General features: G+C 41.9%; 18 protein-coding genes and 1 pseudogene. 17 read left to right on the top strand and 2 right to left on the bottom strand.

Going from position 1 to position 17,912, the window contains the following annotated elements; translation table 11 throughout:
• Nucleotides 1–6: 6 nt before the first annotated feature.
• The 10 genes from MOO44_RS02165 (at nt 7) to tsaD (ending at nt 6,812) form a co-directional block, all read left to right on the top strand.
• A complete protein-coding gene (locus MOO44_RS02165; protein WP_260116802.1) occupies nt 7–255 on the top strand; it encodes a YaaL family protein in 249 nt (82 codons plus the stop codon).
• Nucleotides 256–363: 108 nt separating this feature from the next.
• A complete protein-coding gene (gene tmk / locus MOO44_RS02160; protein ID WP_260116801.1) occupies nt 364–1,008 on the top strand; it encodes a dTMP kinase in 645 nt (214 codons plus the stop codon).
• A complete protein-coding gene (locus MOO44_RS02155; protein ID WP_260116800.1) occupies nt 1,008–1,334 on the top strand; it encodes a cyclic-di-AMP receptor in 327 nt (108 codons plus the stop codon). Before tmk ends, MOO44_RS02155 begins: the two co-directional genes overlap by 1 nt.
• A complete protein-coding gene (gene holB / locus MOO44_RS02150) occupies nt 1,334–2,359 on the top strand; it encodes a DNA polymerase III subunit delta' (protein WP_260116799.1) in 1,026 nt (341 codons plus the stop codon). Before MOO44_RS02155 ends, holB begins: the two co-directional genes overlap by 1 nt.
• 24 nt (nt 2,360–2,383) lie before the next feature.
• A complete protein-coding gene (locus MOO44_RS02145) occupies nt 2,384–2,737 on the top strand; it encodes a DNA replication initiation control protein YabA (protein ID WP_260116798.1) in 354 nt (117 codons plus the stop codon).
• 2 nt (nt 2,738–2,739) lie between these two features.
• Nucleotides 2,740–3,636, top strand: coding sequence for a 16S rRNA (cytidine(1402)-2'-O)-methyltransferase (rsmI, locus tag MOO44_RS02140; RefSeq protein ID WP_260117281.1), 897 nt, complete (start codon nt 2,740–2,742; stop codon nt 3,634–3,636).
• 3 nt (nt 3,637–3,639) lie between these two features.
• Nucleotides 3,640–4,392 carry an acyl-[acyl-carrier-protein] thioesterase gene (locus MOO44_RS02135; protein ID WP_260117280.1) on the top strand — a complete coding sequence of 251 codons (753 nt, stop codon included), beginning with the start codon at nt 3,640–3,642 and terminating at the stop codon, nt 4,390–4,392.
• A gap of 76 nt (nt 4,393–4,468) precedes the next feature.
• A complete protein-coding gene (tsaB, locus tag MOO44_RS02130; protein WP_260116797.1) occupies nt 4,469–5,182 on the top strand; it encodes a tRNA (adenosine(37)-N6)-threonylcarbamoyltransferase complex dimerization subunit type 1 TsaB in 714 nt (237 codons plus the stop codon).
• Nucleotides 5,166–5,765 (top strand): ribosomal protein S18-alanine N-acetyltransferase, encoded by a 600-nt coding sequence (rimI, locus tag MOO44_RS02125; RefSeq protein ID WP_260116796.1) that lies wholly within the window; start codon nt 5,166–5,168, stop codon nt 5,763–5,765. Before tsaB ends, rimI begins: the two co-directional genes overlap by 17 nt.
• A 33-nt stretch (nt 5,766–5,798) precedes the next feature.
• Nucleotides 5,799–6,812 (top strand): tRNA (adenosine(37)-N6)-threonylcarbamoyltransferase complex transferase subunit TsaD, encoded by a 1,014-nt coding sequence (gene tsaD, locus MOO44_RS02120; protein ID WP_260117279.1) that lies wholly within the window; start codon nt 5,799–5,801, stop codon nt 6,810–6,812.
• 65 nt (nt 6,813–6,877) lie between these two features.
• On the opposite strand, the gene MOO44_RS02115 is transcribed toward tsaD, so the two are convergent.
• Nucleotides 6,878–8,836 carry an ABC-F family ATP-binding cassette domain-containing protein gene (locus tag MOO44_RS02115; protein ID WP_260116795.1) on the bottom strand — a complete coding sequence of 653 codons (1,959 nt, stop codon included), beginning with the start codon at nt 8,834–8,836 and terminating at the stop codon, nt 6,878–6,880.
• Between the two features lie 171 nt (nt 8,837–9,007).
• Here MOO44_RS02115 and MOO44_RS02110 point away from each other — a divergent pair, with 171 nt between their 5' ends.
• From MOO44_RS02110 to MOO44_RS02090, 5 genes and pseudogenes are all read left to right on the top strand, one after another.
• Nucleotides 9,008–9,640 (top strand): redox-sensing transcriptional repressor Rex, encoded by a 633-nt coding sequence (locus MOO44_RS02110; protein WP_260116794.1) that lies wholly within the window; start codon nt 9,008–9,010, stop codon nt 9,638–9,640.
• Nucleotides 9,641–9,850: 210 nt separating this feature from the next.
• A complete protein-coding gene (gene groES, locus MOO44_RS02105; RefSeq protein ID WP_260116793.1) occupies nt 9,851–10,135 on the top strand; it encodes a co-chaperone GroES in 285 nt (94 codons plus the stop codon).
• Between the two features lie 54 nt (nt 10,136–10,189).
• Nucleotides 10,190–11,812 (top strand): chaperonin GroEL, encoded by a 1,623-nt coding sequence (gene groL / locus MOO44_RS02100; RefSeq protein ID WP_260116792.1) that lies wholly within the window; start codon nt 10,190–10,192, stop codon nt 11,810–11,812.
• A gap of 159 nt (nt 11,813–11,971) precedes the next feature.
• A pseudogene (locus MOO44_RS02095) lies at nt 11,972–13,806 on the top strand (APC family permease).
• A gap of 156 nt (nt 13,807–13,962) precedes the next feature.
• A complete protein-coding gene (locus tag MOO44_RS02090; RefSeq protein WP_423802924.1) occupies nt 13,963–15,021 on the top strand; it encodes a glycosyltransferase family 4 protein in 1,059 nt (352 codons plus the stop codon).
• Between the two features lie 20 nt (nt 15,022–15,041).
• Here MOO44_RS02090 and MOO44_RS02085 read toward each other — a convergent pair whose 3' ends face one another.
• Nucleotides 15,042–15,725, bottom strand: a complete 684-nt coding sequence (locus MOO44_RS02085; protein WP_260116790.1) for a YigZ family protein — start codon at nt 15,723–15,725, stop codon at nt 15,042–15,044.
• 53 nt (nt 15,726–15,778) lie between these two features.
• On the opposite strand from MOO44_RS02085, the gene MOO44_RS02080 reads away from it, so the two are divergent.
• Nucleotides 15,779–17,119: an ATP-dependent helicase ComFA gene (locus MOO44_RS02080; protein WP_260116789.1), complete on the top strand. Its 1,341-nt coding sequence runs from the start codon at nt 15,779–15,781 to the stop codon at nt 17,117–17,119.
• Complete coding sequence (locus MOO44_RS02075) at nt 17,112–17,795, top strand: ComF family protein (protein WP_260116788.1); 684 nt, start codon at nt 17,112–17,114, stop codon at nt 17,793–17,795. The genes MOO44_RS02080 and MOO44_RS02075 overlap by 8 nt, the downstream gene beginning before the upstream one ends.
• Nucleotides 17,796–17,912 lie beyond the last annotated feature (117 nt).

Raw genomic sequence — 17,912 nt, 5'->3', positions numbered from 1 at the left:
TTATTTATGTTCGGGAGAAAGAATACCGCTCAAAAAAGTAAGTTACAATATGATCAAGATTTGTTAGATTCAATTGATGAGGCTAAGTCAGATTGGTTACGAGCACAGGAAACCCAAAATGCCATTTCAGAAGTGGACGATGAAATTATTGCTCAGACCCAGTTAGCCCGTTGCAGGTACTTGTATTTATACCGTGAAGCTAGATTCCGAAAAGTGCATAATAATCGGATTCAATCATCGGTATTTGATTATTAATGCTAAGGGAGTTGAAATCACGGTGGTGATTTTAACTCTTTTTTATTTTGATAACTATGATTGAATACAGTACAATTATAGATAGTAAATAAAAAGGATAGTTAACTAATGAATAATAATTTTATTACGTTTGAGGGTTCCGATGGTGCCGGGAAAACCACCGTATTAAAGCGAGTTTTTGAAACGCTAGATACGATTACAGAACAGCCTAGCATTTTAACCCGTGAACCGGGTGGCAATCGAATTTCTGAAATGATTAGAAACGTGATTTTAGACCGGAATAATCGGGAAATGGATGCCAAGACCGAAGCATTATTATACGCTGCTGCACGTCGCCAACACCTAGTGGAAACCATTTTACCAGCCCTAGCTGATGGTAAAATGGTATTGAGTGATCGGTATTTGGATAGCTCGTTAGCCTACCAGGGTGGGGGTCGGCAGATTGGATGCCAGGCGGTTTATGAGATGAATCAATTTGCTACCGATGGCCTAATGCCTGGGCTTACAATTTACTTTGACGTTCCAGTTGCGGTGGGATTACAACGAATTGCGGAGCACCGTAGCGTTGCTGATACTGACCGATTGGACGTGGAGACCCGTGCTTTTCACCAACGGGTTCATGACACCTATGAACAATTAGTGCAAAAATATCCGGACCGGATGGTGAGGGTCGATGCCACCCAACCGGTTGAACAAGTTTATGAATCAGTAATGACGATTTTACGAAATTACCTAAATAGGAGTGATAGATAATGAAATTATTAATTGCAGTGATTCAGGACAAGGACACTAGCGAGTTACAAGAGTCATTTATTAAAAATAACATTCGGGCGACTAAGTTATCCACGACCGGAGGGTTTTTAAAATCAGGAAATACGACCTATATGATTGGAATTGAAGATGAAAAGGTCGAACGGGTCTTGGACATTATCAAAAATATTTCACGGACTAGAAAGAAATACATGACGCCACCCGTAAACTTAGATGGTGGTGCTAACGAGGGTTCATACCCAGTTAAGATTCAAGTCGGTGGCGCAACGGTAATGATCCTACCAATGGATCAGTTCTACCAATTCTAATGTCTACTGAACAATCAGTTGCCAAAACAGTCGTTAGTGATGCTGAATTTAAGCAACCACAGCTGGTTGAGCATTTTGCACGGGTCGTTACCAACCATGATTTAACGCATGCGTACTTATTTAATGGTGAATCAGGGTCCGGAAAGTTAGCAGTTGCCCTTCAGGTAACGATGGCGTTGTTTTGTGAACATCCAGTTAACGGCCGTCCCTGTGGACAGTGTAATGAGTGCATTCGGATTGCTAATCGTCAACATCCAGATGTTTTAATCGTCCAGCCGGATGGTGCTAGCATTAAAATTGACCAAGTGCGGATGCTAAAGGCTGAATTTTCGAAGAGTGCGGTTGAGGGGAATCAAAAGGCCTTCATCATTAATGGTGCTGATAAAATGACGACCGAAGCCGCCAATAGTCTCCTAAAGTTCATTGAAGAACCAGTTGGCAACGTGGTTTCGTTTTTATTAACCAACAATAAATCATTGGTATTACCAACGATCGTTTCACGAACCCAGCTGGTTGATTTTCCAGCAATTGCACCAGCTGTATTTAGTAAAGAATTAGCTCAAATGGGAATTGATCGGAATTACTTTCATTTGATCACAATGCTGACTAATAACCTCCAGACGGTGCACGAATGGTTTGAAAATGATTGGTTCGCTAAGCTTCAAACCGCCATTAGTCAATGGTTTTTACAACTTAATAAACACAGTCCAGTTGCATTTACGATGGTGCAGACCGATATCGTCCCATTAATTAATAATCAAGCTGCCAAAGCGATTACGATCGACATGCTAATTGAAGTATGGCGGGACGTATTAGATGTAAAATTTAATGCAGTCGCTGATGCGGAGTTAAGTTTTCCACAAATTAAGGATCAAATTCACCAAATTGCATTTAAAATTCCGAAAATGCAATTACTTGAAATCATTGAATTAGTACTGAAAAATAATGGTGCGTTAGCTGCTAACTTAAACTTTCAAACCATTTTGGAAACAACGACATTGCGGGTGCTTGAGAAATTGGAATAACAATTGATAAGGGTGAAATGGACATTGAATAATAAAGAATTATACAACGGGTTGAAGAACATGGAGTCACAAACCAAGCTAATGGTAGCCCGTTTTTCAGACTTGCGTGAAGCAATGAATGAAGTTTTAGAAAAAAATTCCGAGTTAGAAATTGAAAATCAACACTTACGTGAATTACTGGAATCACAAACCAAGGAAGCGCACGGGCAAAAAGCGCCAGCACAAAAGGCGCATAAGCGTAATGATTCGCGAAAGACCTTGGAAAAATTATTTGATTCCGGTTTTCATGTTTGTAACCAGTTTTACGGTAAACCCCGTGAAAATGGTGAGGTCTGCATGTTCTGTGATGAAATTATCAATCGAAAATTAGAAAGTTAGGGATTAATTTGCAAGTTCAACATAGTTTTGCCAATCAGCCCACCGGGACCTTGTATTTAGTTCCGACCCCGATTGGTAATTTAGACGATATGACGTTTAGGGCGGTCAAAGTCCTTCGTGAAGTGGATTTGATTGCTGCCGAGGATACCCGCAACACCCAAAAGTTATTAAACCACTTTGAAATTGATACTAGGGAAATTAGTTTTCATGAGCATAACACCATGGAACGGATTCCAGAGCTAGTTCAAAAGCTGCAAGCGGGAATGAACATTGCCCAAGCTAGTGATGCGGGGATGCCGTCGATTAGTGATCCGGGGCATGAACTAGTGGTTGCTTGTATTAAGGAGAATATTCCGGTGGTTCCACTGCCCGGTGCCAATGCTGGGTTGACCGGGCTAATCGCATCTGGGTTAAGTCCCCAGCCGTTTTACTTCTACGGCTTTTTAAACCGCAAACCCAGTGACCAGATTGCTGAATTAGAAGCAATCAATCAACATCAAGAAACCATTATTTTATATGAAGCTCCGCACCGGTTGAAAAAAACGCTTAAGAATATGAATAAAGTGTTAGGAAGTAATCGGCAGACGGTTTTATGCCGTGAGATTACTAAACGGTACGAAGATTTTCATCGGGGGAACTTGGCCGAACTGTTGGACTGGGCTGAAAATAATCGGGTGATGGGGGAATTTGTCATCATTGTGGCGGGAAATCAGAATGCCAGTACTGTCAATTCCACTGCTGATGATGAATTGCTAAAGCTTTCGATGCCTGAGCAAGTCGAACACTTTATTAATCAAGGTGATAAGCCCAATTCCGCAATTAAGCGGGTGGCGAAGCTTCACCAGATTAAAAAGCAGGAAGTTTATAACCTTTACCACCATATTGAAAGGGAGGGCTGAGCCATCGCTAATAAATATAGTGAAGACCACCGGATTACCTATTATGAGACTGATAATCAAAATCGTGTGACACTACCCATGTTATTGAATATGATTATTTTGGTATCCGAAGATCAAAATATTGATTTAGGATTAACTGATCAATTCATTCTATCCTTTGGGGTAACATGGGTTGTGATTCAATATGATTTAGAAATTGATCATCTCCCAAAGACTGATGAGCACATTACTTTACAGACTCAGCCCAGCTCTTACAATAAATTCTTTGCATTCCGTGAATACTGGGTGCTCGATGAGGCTGGTAACCAATGCATCTCAATTAAGAGTCTATGGGTCGCCATGAACGTGGAACAACGGCGGTTGGCACCGATTCCGCCTGAAATTGTGGCTCCATATCATTCAGAGGCAGTCCGGTTAACCCCCCGGTTTAAAAAACCTAAGAAAATTGAGCAAGTAACCGCAAGTCGTGAATACCGGATTCGGTATAGTGATATTGATACTAACATCCACGTTAATAATACCCGTTATTTAGATTGGATGATTGACCTGTTGCCATATGATTTTTTAATTAGCCATCAGCCTGCACACATTAATTTAAAGTACGATAATGAAGTGCGCTATGGAAACACGATTGAAAGCAAGTATGAACGTTTGACCATCGATGATCAGACGGTGACCAGGCACGAAATTTATAATAACGGTAATTTAGCGGCAGTCGCCAACTTTACTTGGCAACCTGATGGCGAGGTAGATTAATATCTAGTTCGCTTTTTTGATTGCAAGCAGATATAATAAAATTAATTAAAATAAATGATAATAGGGAGAATATTTTATGAAGGTTTTAGCATTGGATGCTTCTAATCGGCCCTTAAGCATTGCAGTATTAGAGGACCAACAAATATTAGCCACCACCACCACGACCATCCACCAAAAACATGCCCAGTATCTCCTACCCATTATTGATCAATTAATGGATGATTGTGGGCTGGCACCGGATGACTTAGACCGGGTGGTAGTCGCCTATGGACCCGGCTCATACACTGGGATTCGAATTGCCACCGCCACTGCAAAGGTATTGGCATTTACGTTAGGAATCAAACTAGTCGGGGTTTCGAGCTTGCAAACGTTAGCGCTGAACTTCACTCGTGAGGGACAGTTAGTTAACCCCATTTTCGATGCTAGAAATCAAAACCTGTTTACCGGACTTTATCGGATTCAGGATGGGAAACCCATGGTGGTCATTCCCGACCAACACGTTTCATTAGAACGGTGGCTAGCTAAGCTTGCCGACTATCAAAATGAATCCATCATTGGGGTTGCAGATGCAAACCACTTTAAAGCGCAGCTCCCAAGCAACTTTACACTAGTTCAGAATCTCAATAATTTACCACAAGCTGCTAATTTAGGATTGTTTGGACAAACACTGCCACCAGTCCAGGATATTGATACGTTCGTCCCTAATTATCTCCGGTTGACCAAGGCCGAAGCTGATTGGCAAAAACTACACCCAGAAGAGGATTCCAATTCATATGTTGAAAAAATTTAGAAAATGGTACCACAATTTATTCTTGAAAAGTAATCAGGTTTTTCGTGAACAACAAATCGCGGTTAAAAACCATATCGTTGAAATTAAGGATGCTAAGTATTTTATTGGGAAGGCCATGGTAACGGATATTCCAGAGTTATTAAAGATTGAAAAATCGGTTTATGATGGACAGACCCCTTGGAACTACACCACCATGTTAAAGGAATTAAAGCGTGAACAAGATCGTTTGTACTTGGTAATTAGGTACCACGACCAATTAGTAGCGTTTATTGGTTGTGCCATGTTTGATACTAAACGAGAGTGCCACATTACAAATTTGGCCGTCCAAAAAGAATTTCAGCACCGGGGGCTAGCTTATTACTTAATGACGGTAATTATTAAAAAGGCGCGCCTCATTAATTATGATCAGATTACACTAGAGGTGCGCAGTAGTAATTACCGGGCTCAACACCTGTATTCTGATTTAGGCTTTTACCGGACGGGAATTAAGAATAACTACTACGTTGATAACCAAGAGGATGCCATTGATATGGCATTAGACATCAGCGAAATGGACAGTCGTCCTAATAATTATGGGTTATAGTCTGGGGGAATTATCTTGAAACGAAATTTAATCATGGCATTCGAATCTAGTTGTGATGAAACTAGCGTTGCGATTATTGAGGATGGCGCTAAAATTTGCTCGAACGTAGTTGCCACTCAAATTAAAAGCCATAAGCGCTTTGGTGGGGTGGTTCCAGAAGTTGCCAGTCGCCATCACATTGAAGAAATTACCATCTGTATTCGTGACGCAATGCAAGAGGCACACGTAACCTACGATGATCTTTCAGCAGTGGCCGTTACTTATGGCCCGGGGTTAGTGGGGGCATTGTTAATTGGGGTCACGGCAGCTAAGATGGTTGCCTGGGCGCACCACTTACCATTAATTCCGGTCAATCACTTGGCGGGACACATCTATGCTGCCCGGTTTGTGGAACCCATTGCATTTCCAGCATTAGCGCTAGTGGTTTCTGGTGGGCACACCGAATTAGTTTACATGCCTGAAGCAGGGACCTTTGAAATTATTGGTGAAACTCGTGATGATGCCGCTGGCGAAGCCTATGATAAGGTCGGACGGGTCTTAGGAATTAACTATCCTGCGGGCCCCACCGTTGATGCGATGGCTGCGAAGGGGCATGATACATTTCATTTTCCACGGGCAATGGATAAGGACCCCAACTATGATTTTAGTTTTAGTGGACTAAAGAGTGCCTTTATTAATACTTACCACCATGCTGAACAGGTGGGGGCAAAGCTGAATCATGATGATTTGGCCACTAGTTTCCAAAGTGCAGTTGTGGACGTATTAGTTGATAAGACGCTTCGGGCACTCAAACATTATCCAGTTAAGCAATTGATCCTAGCCGGTGGTGTGGCTGCTAATAACGGGCTGAGAAAGCAATTGCAATCAGCGATTGATCAACTACCAGCGACTGAATTATTAATGGCGCCCCGTAAACTATGTGGTGATAATGCTGCAATGATCGGTGCTGCTGCCTATGTATTGTTCAAAGAAGGGCACTTCGCTGGGTTAGATTTAAATGCTGACCCCAGCCTAGAATTTGACTGGGCTCCGGACGTAATTAAGTAGGGATTGAAAATTAAAAGCACTTTTGGCTCAATGTAATAAACAAGTCAAAAGTGCTTTTAATTTAATTATGATTCAAGGGTTTCCAATTCCAGACTAAGTTCAGTCCACTGATTTGATAGTTCCTCGTTTTGTTGGTTAATTTGTTCGAGTTCCGTTTGAAGGTCATTTAATTCACCAATCTTTTGGGCTGATGCTAGGTGAGCCATTTGGTCCTCGATTTCAGTATGCCGCTTACTAAGCATTCCCATTTGGGCTTCAATATCACTAATTTGCCGTTTTAGCTTGCGGGCCCGCTTTTGGTCTTGTTTGCTTTGTTGATAATCGACCCGGCCTTTGGATTGAACGGGTTGATTTTGTTCGGGATGTTGCTCTGCCAGTTGTTCGGCATCGTGTTTTGCTTGGGCAATTTCATCCTCCTTCTTTTCCACGTAGTAATCGTAATTACCAAGGTATCTTTGTGATCCATCGGGCGTAATTTCGATGATTTCACTAGCCACCTGGTTAATGAAGTACCGATCATGAGAAACGAATAGAATCGTCCCATCAAATAACTTTAAGGCGGTTTCTAATACTTCCCGACTTTCGATATCCAAGTGGTTAGTGGGTTCATCCAACATTAAGAAGTTATCATGGTCCATTGCTAACTTGGTAAGCATTAACCGTGCTTTTTCACCACCGGAAAGGTTCCCCACGACCTTTTCAACGTCGTTTCCGGAAAACAAAAAACTACCTAAAATGGTCCGAATGCGCCCCTCTGATGTGGTGGGATAATCGTCCCAAATTTCATTGAGGACGGTTTTATCACTGTGTAACGACTCCTGCTTTTGATCGTAGTAACCAATCGTAACACCGGTCCCGAAGGTTACCGTACCAGCTAATTTGGGCTGTTGCCCTAGGATGGTTTTAAGGAGCGTCGATTTACCAACCCCGTTGGGACCGATGATCGCAATTGATTGGTGCTTTTTTTCATCAATATTGATGGGACTAGCAATCACATTGCCATCGTAGCCGACCGCTAAGTCACGAACCGTAAGCACAATGTTTCCGCTAGGCTTTGCTGCGGTAAACCGGAACTGAGCAACCTTATTATTGTCGAATGGCTTTTCTAGCTTGTGCATTTTAGCTAGTTGTTTCCGGCGGGCTTGGGCCCGATTAGTGGTCGAAGCCCGCACGATGTTTTTGTCGATAAAATCCTTCATTTTTTTAATTTCGGCTTGTTGCTTTTCATAGGCATGGAGCCGTTCTGCATAACGAGCTTGTTTTTGTTTTACAAAGCTAGTGTAGTCACCCTTGTAGTAGGTCATCGAGCCATTATCTAGGTCATACACTTCATTGACTAGCTTGTCCATAAAGTACCGGTCATGGGAGATGATCAATAGTGCCCCAGGGTAATTTTGGACATACCCCTCAAGCCAGGTAATGGTCTCAACATCTAAATGGTTAGTAGGTTCATCTAGGATCAATAGGTCCCGTTTTTCAAGGAGCAACTTAGCCAGTGCTAATTGAGTTTGTTGACCACCTGATAGTGAGTTAACTGGTTGATCGTAGTACTCTTCACCAAACCCGAATCCATTTAAGACTGCCTTAATTTCAGCTTGATAGCTGTAACCATGGTTAGCAGTAAAATTAGCCTGCATGGTATCGTATGACTTAGTAACTTCGGCGAGCTTATTTGGATCTTGATTCACTTGTTGATCGCTCATTTGTTGTTCGAGGGCGTGCATTTTTCGTTCGGTTTTAATTAACTCGGCGAAAACGCTGAGCATTTCGTCCCAAACATTTTGCTCAGAATGGAGACCGGTGTTTTGTGAAAGGTAGCCAACGGTTAAACCGTTTTTTTCGGTAATGGTGCCGGCATCAACGCTTTCCTCCCCAATGATCATCTTAACGAGAGTTGATTTACCAGCCCCGTTGCGGCCCACTAGTCCAATTCGGGCGTGATTTTCAACATTCATACTAACATTTGTGAAAATTGGCACACCGTCAAATCTTTTGGTAACGTTATTTACTTGTAATATTTGCAAGTCCTCACCCCTTTGTTTTATGGTAATTTATGGATAATTTTATCATAATTTGTGAATAATATGAAATTATGAATCTGATATAATTGATTGATATTTCACAAAGTTACTTTTTGTGATAGAATAATCTGTAAAATGTTTTTTTGAATGCAAATGCCAGGAGGAACGTTAATTATGGCTGAAAATAAAATTCCACGAGCAACCGCAAAACGATTACCGATTTACTATCGATACCTTACCATTCTACATGATTCTAAAGTTGAACGAATTTCCTCAAATAAATTTGCGGATGCAATTCAAGTCGATTCCGCAACCATCCGCAGAGATTTTTCATACTTTGGGGCGCTTGGCAAGCGGGGCTACGGATATGACGTTGATAATCTTTTAAACTTTTTCAAGCGCATTTTGAACGAAGACCGCTTAACTAACGTAGCGTTAGTGGGGGTTGGTAACTTTGGCCAGGCCCTGCTTAATTTTAACTTTCACCGTGATAGCAACGTTAGAATTTCAGCAGCCTTTGATACCAAGGAACGCATGATCAATACGATTCAAAATGGCGTGCCGATCTACTCATATGAAGAAATGATTCAACAACTGCGTGATCAACAAATTAAGGTGGTCATTTTGACCGTTCCATCTAAAGTGGCGCAGGAAGTTTGTGATAATGCAATTAAAGCCGGAGCGGAAGGGTTCCTTAATTTTACGCAGGTCAGACTATCCACGCCGGAAAACGTGACGGTCCAAAACGTGGATTTAACGAATGAATTACAGACGTTAATTTATTTTATTGAACATTATATTAAGTAAGTTTAATGAATACTAGTTTTAAATCAAAATCATCGACGCATCAAAGTTAACCATTTAGAATGTGCATGTAAGTTAATTTACGTGCACATTTTTTAATTCAGTCAAAATGGTTGCAATTAAAATTAAAAACAGATATATTTAAGACAGTGATTAGCACTGATGGACATCAAGTGCTAAAATAAAGTTGTAAATGAACTTGGAGGGATTAATGTGTTAAAGCCATTAGGTGATCGTGTCATCGTTGAAGTTGAGGAAGCAAAGGAAAAAACAGTCGGTGGAATTGTATTAGCAAGTAATGCTAAGGAAAAGCCACAAACCGGGAAGGTTGTTGCTGTTGGGGATGGTCGAGTTCTTGATAACGGCAAGCAAGTTGCACCATCCGTTAAAAAGGGTGACACTGTTTTATTTGATAAGTACTCAGGAACTTCAGTTGACTATGAAGGACAATCCTACTTAGTTTTGCATGATAAAGATTTAGTCGCAGTGATTGACTAATTAATTTAAAATTAAACCATTCAAAATAAAATCTAATTTATGAGGTGAGAATAAATGGCTAAGGAAGTTAAATTTTCAGAAAGTGCTAGAAGATCATTGCTTAATGGAGTAGATAAACTAGCTGATACGGTTAAAACGACATTGGGACCTAAGGGGCGCAATGTGGTTCTTGAAGAAGGTGCCGGAAACCCAAACATTACTAACGATGGGGTTACGATTGCAAAGGCAATTGAATTACCAGACCATTTTGAAAATATGGGTGCTAAATTAGTTGCTGAAGTTGCATCCAAGACTAACGATATTGCTGGTGATGGGACCACGACTGCCACCGTTTTAACCCAGGCAATCGTTAACGAAGGCTTGAAGAACGTTACCGCCGGTGCTAATCCTGTGGGCGTCCGTCGCGGAATTGAAGAAGCTACTAAGGTAGCTGTTAAGGCATTACACAAGATGTCACACGAAGTAAAGAACAAGAATGATATTGCACAAATTGCTTCAATTTCATCCGCTAACAAGCAAGTCGGTTCATTAATTGCCGATGCCATGGAAAAAGTGGGTAACGATGGAGTAATTACGATTGAAGATTCCCGTGGGGTTGATACTAGCCTTGATGTTGTTGAAGGAATGCAATTTGATCGTGGTTACATGTCACAATACATGGTGACCGATAACGATAAGATGGAAGCTAACTTGGATAACCCATACATTTTGATTACTGATAAGAAGATTAATAACATTCAAGACATCTTACCAGTGCTTCAATCAGTGGTTGAACAAGGACGTTCACTATTAATCATTGCTGATGATATTGGTGGAGAAGCATTGCCAACGCTTGTATTGAACAAGATGCGTGGAACCTTTAACGTAGTTGCTGTTAAGGCCCCTGGTTTTGGTGATCGTCGGAAGGACCAATTACAAGATATTGCTACTTTGACTGGGGCGACTTTGATCACTGACGACTTAGGCTTAAACTTAAAGGATGCTACGTTAGACCAATTAGGTCAATCATCAAAGGTTAACGTTACTAAGGATAGTACGACCATCGTCCAAGGTGCTGGTGATAAGGACCAGATTGCCGATCGGGTCAGCGAAATTAAGACGCAAATCGAAAAGACGACTTCTGACTTTGACCGTGATAAGTTAAAGGAACGCCTTGCTAAATTAGCCGGTGGAGTTGCCGTAGTCCGGGTCGGTGCTGCTACCGAAACCGAATTAAAGGAACGTAAGTACAGAATTGAAGATGCATTGAACGCTACCCGGGCCGCCGTTGAAGAAGGTTACGTTCCCGGTGGTGGAACTGCCTACATTAATATTCTTAAGGATATTGATGCCATTAAGGCTGATGGTGATGAAAACACCGGGGTGCAAATTGTTCGGCGGGCGCTTGAAGCACCAGTTAGACAAATTGCTCACAATGCAGGGGTTGATGGTTCCGTAATCGTTGACCACCTCAGAGATCAAAAGCCAGGGGTTGGTTACAACGCTGCTGACGGGACCTACGAAGATATGATCAAGGCTGGTGTGATTGACCCAACCAAGGTTAGTCGTTCAGCATTACAAAATGCCGCTTCCGTTTCAGCACTATTGCTTACGACTGAAGCAGTGGTTGCAAACGAACCAAAGGAAGAAAATAATAACCCATTACCTCCACAACCAGGTATGGGCGGAATGATGTAATTTAATAATGTTTTAACTGAGAGGGCTGCTGTTAAGCGGTTCTCTTTTTGTTTGCTTAAAATAGTTATGAAATATTTAACAAAATGTAGTAAAATTAAGAATTGCATAAACAGTTTTACATTTTCTTAACAAGTACATCAATAAAGTGAGGTCATTTTCATGTGGCGTTATTTAAAACGATTATTAATTGGAAAGCCATTGAAATCAACCGATGAGGGTGGCCAATCCCTTAATAAATTCAAAGGATTGGCATTGTTATCATCCGATGCGCTTTCATCCGTTGCTTACGGAACCGAACAGATCACTGCGGTGCTCCTGACGCTTTCGGTTGCAGCATTGGTTTACCAAATTTGGATTGCAGCATTGGTATTAGTGTTATTATTTGCATTACGTTATCCTATCAACAAATTATCTATGCCTATCCATCTGGTGGAGGGGCCTATTTAGTTGCTAGTGATAACTGGGGTCGAACGGCAGGATTAGTCGCTGGCGGATCATTGCTAGTTGACTACATGCTGACCGTTGCGGTATCAACTACTTCCGGGACCGAAGCAATCACGTCAGCCATTCCTGCACTATATAACTACCGGGTCCTAATTTCGTGTTTAATTGTGGTTTTGATTATGTTATTAAACCTACGTGGAATGCGCGAATCAGCATCCATTTTAACGGTTCCGGTGTATCTATTTATCTTGATGATCTTTATAATGATTATCTGGGGTGGCTATAACATTGCCACTGGGCACATTACATACAGTGCTGCTAGTGCGGTCGGAACGCCCGTTCAGGGAATGACGTTGTTGTTATTCTTCAAGGCTTTTTCGTCTGGATCATCTTCATTAACCGGGGTGGAAGCCATCAGTAACTCCGTGCCTAACTTTAAGCAACCCAAGGAGAAAATGGCTTCACATACGTTAGCCATCATGGCCTTGATTTTGGCGTTCTTCTTTGGTGGCATTACGTTTTTGAGTTACTACATGGGCATTAAGCCCAATGCGCATGTTACCGTGCTTTCTCAAATTGGTAGCGGCATTTTTGGGCATGGTGGCATTTTATTTTATGTTTTACAACTTTCAACGGCAATGATTCTGGCGGTTGCTGCGAACACCGGGTTTTCGGCGTTCCCCATTCTTGCTTATAACCTTGCTCGGGACAAGTTCTTGCCACATGCTTACCTGGATAAGGGGGACCGGCTAGGGTATTCTAATGGGATTATTTCACTGGCAATCGGGGCGTTCGTTTTAATCATCATGTTTAATGGTGAAACGAACCTCTTGGTGCCACTTTATTCGATTGGGGTCTTTATTCCGTTTACCCTTTCACAGTCGGGGATGATTTTACACTGGCGGAAGCATCGTGAGGGAGCTTGGATTCTAAAGGCTACGATTAACTTTATCGGGGCCCTGATTTCAGCGATTCTAGTGGTCTTCTTATTGCTGCTTCACTTTGTGAACGTTTGGCCATACTTCATTGTGATGCCACTGCTAATTTTAATGTTCTACCGAATCAATGAGCACTATAAGCGGGTCAGTGAACAATTAGAAGTTAGTCATGAAGCGGAAGCAATTCCAGAAACGTTTAGTGGCGCCACTGTAATCGTCTTGATTAGTGATGTCACAGCAATGACTACCAATGCGATTTCATATGCTAAATCGATCAGTGATGACATTATTGCGATGCACGTTTCGTTTGATTCGAATCCTAAAAAGGAACAAAAGGTGGCTAGTGATTTTAAAACGGCCTTTCCAGGCGTCCGATTTGTGGACATTCATTCTTCGTACCGTTCAATTGTTAATCCAACGTTACGGTTCTGTGACGTAATTGCGAAGCGGGCTGAATATGAGGGCAACACCACCACGGTGTTGGTTCCCCAATTCGTCCCTAAGCATTACTGGCAGCAAATTCTACACAACCAGAGTGGGTTACGCTTGCGGGCGGCATTGAATTCGCGTCAAAATATTGTGGTTAGTACCTATAACTACCACCTTAGATAAACTTTTAATTAGGAGTTATTGCATATTACAATTGTGATAACTCTTTTTGATTGGGTTGTTTTTAGATTGGTGGATTTGTATAATTGGATTTATACAATTATTGAATAGGGAGGTGCAGGATTGAAATTAAAGATAATCGTTTGCTTATTCGCGACCATGTTACTTTCGGCGGTTTTAACTCCGTTCATTCGGAAACTAGCGTTTAAAGTTGGCGCCGAAGATGATCCGAATAAGCGGCGGGTCAATAAGGTGCCGATGCCCACCCTTGGGGGACTAGCCATCTTTGCTTCCTATACGTTCGCAACGGCCGGATTAATGCACAACTTAATTCCAGGCCCCCAACTATGGGGGATATTAGGTGGTGAAATCCTAATTATCATTACCGGAGTATTAGACGATATTTATACTCTAAATCCCAAGCAAAAGGTTTTAGGAATTACCCTAGCAGCATTGTTCGTTTACTTCTTTGCGCATGTCAGAATGACCATCATCACGTTACCTCTATTGGGCTCATTTCATTTAGGGTGGTTAAGTTTACCAATTACTTGGATCTGGATCTTAGCGATCACGAATGCGGTTAATTTAATTGACGGCTTGGATGGATTAGCTACCGGAGTTGCAATTATTGCCCTCACCACAATGGGAATTACTGGGATGTTTTTCTTGAACGTTGGAAATACATATGTATCCATCATGATTTTTACACTGGTCGTTGCATGTGTTGGATTCTTACCGTACAATTTTTTCCCAGCGCGCATTTATTTAGGCGATACGGGTTCGTTATTTATCGGGTTCATGATTTCAGTCTTTTCACTAAATGGACTAAAAAATGCAACCTTCATTACCGTGATTATTCCAGTAATTATTCTAGGAGTCCCGATTACCGATACCGTTTATGCTATCTTAAGGCGGGTATTGAACCGCCAACCCATTTCACATGCCGATAAGCACCATCTACACCATCGGTTAATGCAGATGGGATTGACCCACCGCCAGACCGTGTTAGTGATTTATGGAATTGCAATGATTTTTTCGTTCATCTCACTCCTTTATCCGATTTCCAATCTATGGGGTAGTATTTTACTCACGATTGCCACTTTAATTGGGCTCGAATTATTTGTGGAGTCCATTGGATTGGTTGGCAAGAATCGGCAGCCGCTTTTAAAATGGATTAAGCGGGTGGTAAAGAACACCACCAGTAAAAGTAATCATTAAAAAAGGATCAATCGCCCCCGTTATTTGAGGTCAATTGATCCTTTTTTGTAACGATCCTTACCTTGATGGTAATCCACTTCAAAGTATTCTTGATCACCAGTTGAAATTTTTGCACGGTCATTTAATAGCTCAATGACCTGCTTTTTAAACCCTTCAATTTGATCTGCTGGCACTGCTACCACCACGGTAACATCTGCACCATATTGAATATCGTCAATATAGATATCTGATTGTTCTAAAAAGTACTTCAATTGTTCCAACAATGAATATTCAATTTCGATATTGATTTTCGTTTGGAGGATTCGTTCCACGACGCCCACCTTATTGATTGCTTCGGTTGTCGCATTGCTATAAGCTCTAATCAATCCACCGGCCCCTAGCTTAATTCCACCAAAGTACCTCGTAACCACGACCGCAACATCATGGAGTTGTTTGAGCTTGATGGCGTCTAAAATCGGGAGCCCGGCGGTTCCGGATGGTTCACCATTGTCACTCTTACGTTGGATGTGATCATCTTGCCCCACCATGTATGCAAAACAATTATGGGTCGCTGATTTATTTTCCTCGATGATCTGGGCAACGAATTCCTTTGCTTCAGCTTCGGTCTTGACCCGCTTCACACTACCGATGAACCGGGATTTCTTAATGTCAATTTCATTTGAACCACTAGTTTTAACCGTTAAATAAGTTTGTTCTTTTTCCATTTTAGAAGCTCCTTTGAATATTTTATGCGTATTTAATGAATGGGTGATAAATTATGATTACGAAAATTAATGAACTTTATGGGCGTCAAATTAACACATTTGAGATTGATGCCGCCGTTTTAGATGCTACGGGTCTGAAAACACGGCCAGCCATTAAAAAATTGAATGGGCAAATTGAGTGTCAACGCTGTGGAATGAGGACTGACTGTCAAAGCAGTGCCCTGCCCGGGAATCATTTTTACTGTCCAGAATGCATTAACCTGGGGCGAATGGTTAGTAATTGTGATTTAGCTTACGCTAACGAACCCAATCAATTTGAACCACCAAATAATCCGTTGACCTGGCAAGGACGATTGACTACCGATCAATTACAGTGTTCTAATACCATTATCGATCATTTTCAGCGTCGCAAGGCCCACTTACTATGGGCGGTAACTGGGGCTGGCAAGACGGAAATGTTATTTCCCGGGATTAAATGGGCGCTACAAAATCGACTGCGGATTGCAATTGCTTCGCCACGGGTCGACGTGTGCATTGAGCTCTTTCCCAGAATTAAAGAGGCATTTGCTACTACACCTATGATTTTATTACACGGACGCCAAAGTGAAAAGTATCAATACTCGCAACTAACGATTTGTACAACTCACCAACTGCTCCGTTTTTATCGGGCATTCGATATTTTAATTATTGATGAGGTCGACTCGTTTCCATACGCTCAAGATGCAGGGCTTCACTATGCGGTCGATAACGCAATCAAACCAGATGGCGCGCGGTTATTTTTGACTGCGACCCCCAGTGCAGATTTATTGAAATTAGTGAGGCAAAAGCAACTTTCGATCAGTTACTTACCGTTACGGTTCCACCGGCACTTATTACCGCAGATTAAGCGGCGGTACGTGCCATATTGGCGTGAGAAGTTAACGAAGGGCAAGCTGCCCCGCCGGTTAATTGACCTGGTGCGGATGAAGGTGCGTACAAACCAGCGCTTCTTATTATTCGTTCCCCATGTTCGGGACTTAAAACCGGTGGCTGAGGTTTTAGCGAAAGTGTTACCAGATACAGCTCAGTTCATGACCGTTCATTCTGAAGACCCGCACCGCTTAACCAAGGTTACTGCCATGCGGGAGTTGCACCTGGTCTTTTTAATAACGACCACCATTTTGGAACGCGGGGTGACGTTTCCTGGAATCGACGTAATCGTATTAGGTGCCGATGAGGATATTTTCTCTACGCCGGCATTAGTCCAAATCGCTGGGCGGGTCGGTCGTAAGGCTGATCGTCCGTTCGGCGATGTGGATTTCTTTATCCACAGTAATGCCAAAAACGTTGCGGGAGCCGTTCGCCAAATTGCGCATATGAACCGGTTGGGCGCGCAAAAGTTAAATCATGAATAAGTGCTTACTATGTCAAAATTACTTATCAAATCAGGTAACAATTGGTTGGCTATTGAGCTTAGCACCGTCCGTTAATTCAGTTATATGCAATAAGTGTCAGAACCGTTTTAATCGGTTAGCTGACCAACCGACCTGTACTAGTTGTAATAAACTAGGAATTGAGTCTGAGGATTGTGAAGACTGCTTAGAATGGCAAGCAAAGACTGACTTCCAATTTGTTAACCACTCGCTGTATCAGTACAATGTGGCGATGAAGGAATTTATGCACCGCTATAAGTTTGTGGGGGATTATCAATTACGAACCGTATTTGCCGCGGAACTAAGTGAAAGTGCAACTGCCAGTGGCCGCGTCATCGTCCCAATTCCATTAACACCAATAACTCTACAACGGCGGGGCTTTAATCAAACGCTAGGGTTATTGCAGGTGCAAACGATTGAGTGTTTATTGACTAAGAACCACCAAAAAAACATTGATCAATCACAACGGGGGCGGGATCAACGAAAAGCGATGGAACAACCGTTCATAGTTGATCCTAAGTTAATTGGAAGGATTGCCCAACGGGATGTTTTGATCGTTGATGATGTTTATACTACCGGGACCACGATTCGATTTGCGGCCCGGTTACTAATTGAAAATGGGGCTAAATCAGTCCAGGGGCTTACTCTAGCACGCTAATTAAATTGATTTTATGTTTATCGTTTTAAATTTACGTTGAAAATGTTAGAATAGACTAGATAAAGATAATGAATAATTGGGGTAAAATTCCCTATTTAAAAACGATGATTTATTTTA

It is taken from the genome of Nicoliella spurrieriana, assembly GCF_023380205.1.
In the GTDB taxonomy this organism is placed as follows: Bacteria; Bacillota; Bacilli; order Lactobacillales; family Lactobacillaceae; genus Nicoliella; species Nicoliella spurrieriana.
The sequence above is the reverse complement of the archived record's forward strand: the minus strand, read 5'-3'. Positions and strand labels throughout refer to the sequence as shown.

Bases quoted from the DNA above. Each gene is read 5' to 3' on its own strand.
- MOO44_RS02165 (WP_260116802.1), top strand. From the start codon at position 7: ATGTTCGGGAGAAAGAATACCGCTCAAAAAAGTAAGTTACAATATGAT.
- tmk (WP_260116801.1), top strand. From the start codon at position 364: ATGAATAATAATTTTATTACGTTTGAGGGTTCCGATGGTGCCGGGAAA.
- MOO44_RS02155 (WP_260116800.1), top strand. From the start codon at position 1,008: ATGAAATTATTAATTGCAGTGATTCAGGACAAGGACACTAGCGAGTTA.
- holB (WP_260116799.1), top strand. From the start codon at position 1,334: ATGTCTACTGAACAATCAGTTGCCAAAACAGTCGTTAGTGATGCTGAA.
- tsaB (WP_260116797.1), top strand. From the start codon at position 4,469: ATGAAGGTTTTAGCATTGGATGCTTCTAATCGGCCCTTAAGCATTGCA.
- rimI (WP_260116796.1), top strand. From the start codon at position 5,166: ATGTTGAAAAAATTTAGAAAATGGTACCACAATTTATTCTTGAAAAGT.
- tsaD (WP_260117279.1), top strand. From the start codon at position 5,799: ATGGCATTCGAATCTAGTTGTGATGAAACTAGCGTTGCGATTATTGAG.
- MOO44_RS02110 (WP_260116794.1), top strand. From the start codon at position 9,008: ATGGCTGAAAATAAAATTCCACGAGCAACCGCAAAACGATTACCGATT.
- groL (WP_260116792.1), top strand. From the start codon at position 10,190: ATGGCTAAGGAAGTTAAATTTTCAGAAAGTGCTAGAAGATCATTGCTT.
- MOO44_RS02090 (WP_423802924.1), top strand. From the start codon at position 13,963: ATGTTACTTTCGGCGGTTTTAACTCCGTTCATTCGGAAACTAGCGTTT.
- MOO44_RS02085 (WP_260116790.1), bottom strand. From the start codon at position 15,725: ATGGAAAAAGAACAAACTTATTTAACGGTTAAAACTAGTGGTTCAAAT.
- MOO44_RS02080 (WP_260116789.1), top strand. From the start codon at position 15,779: ATGATTACGAAAATTAATGAACTTTATGGGCGTCAAATTAACACATTT.
- MOO44_RS02075 (WP_260116788.1), top strand. From the start codon at position 17,112: ATGAATAAGTGCTTACTATGTCAAAATTACTTATCAAATCAGGTAACA.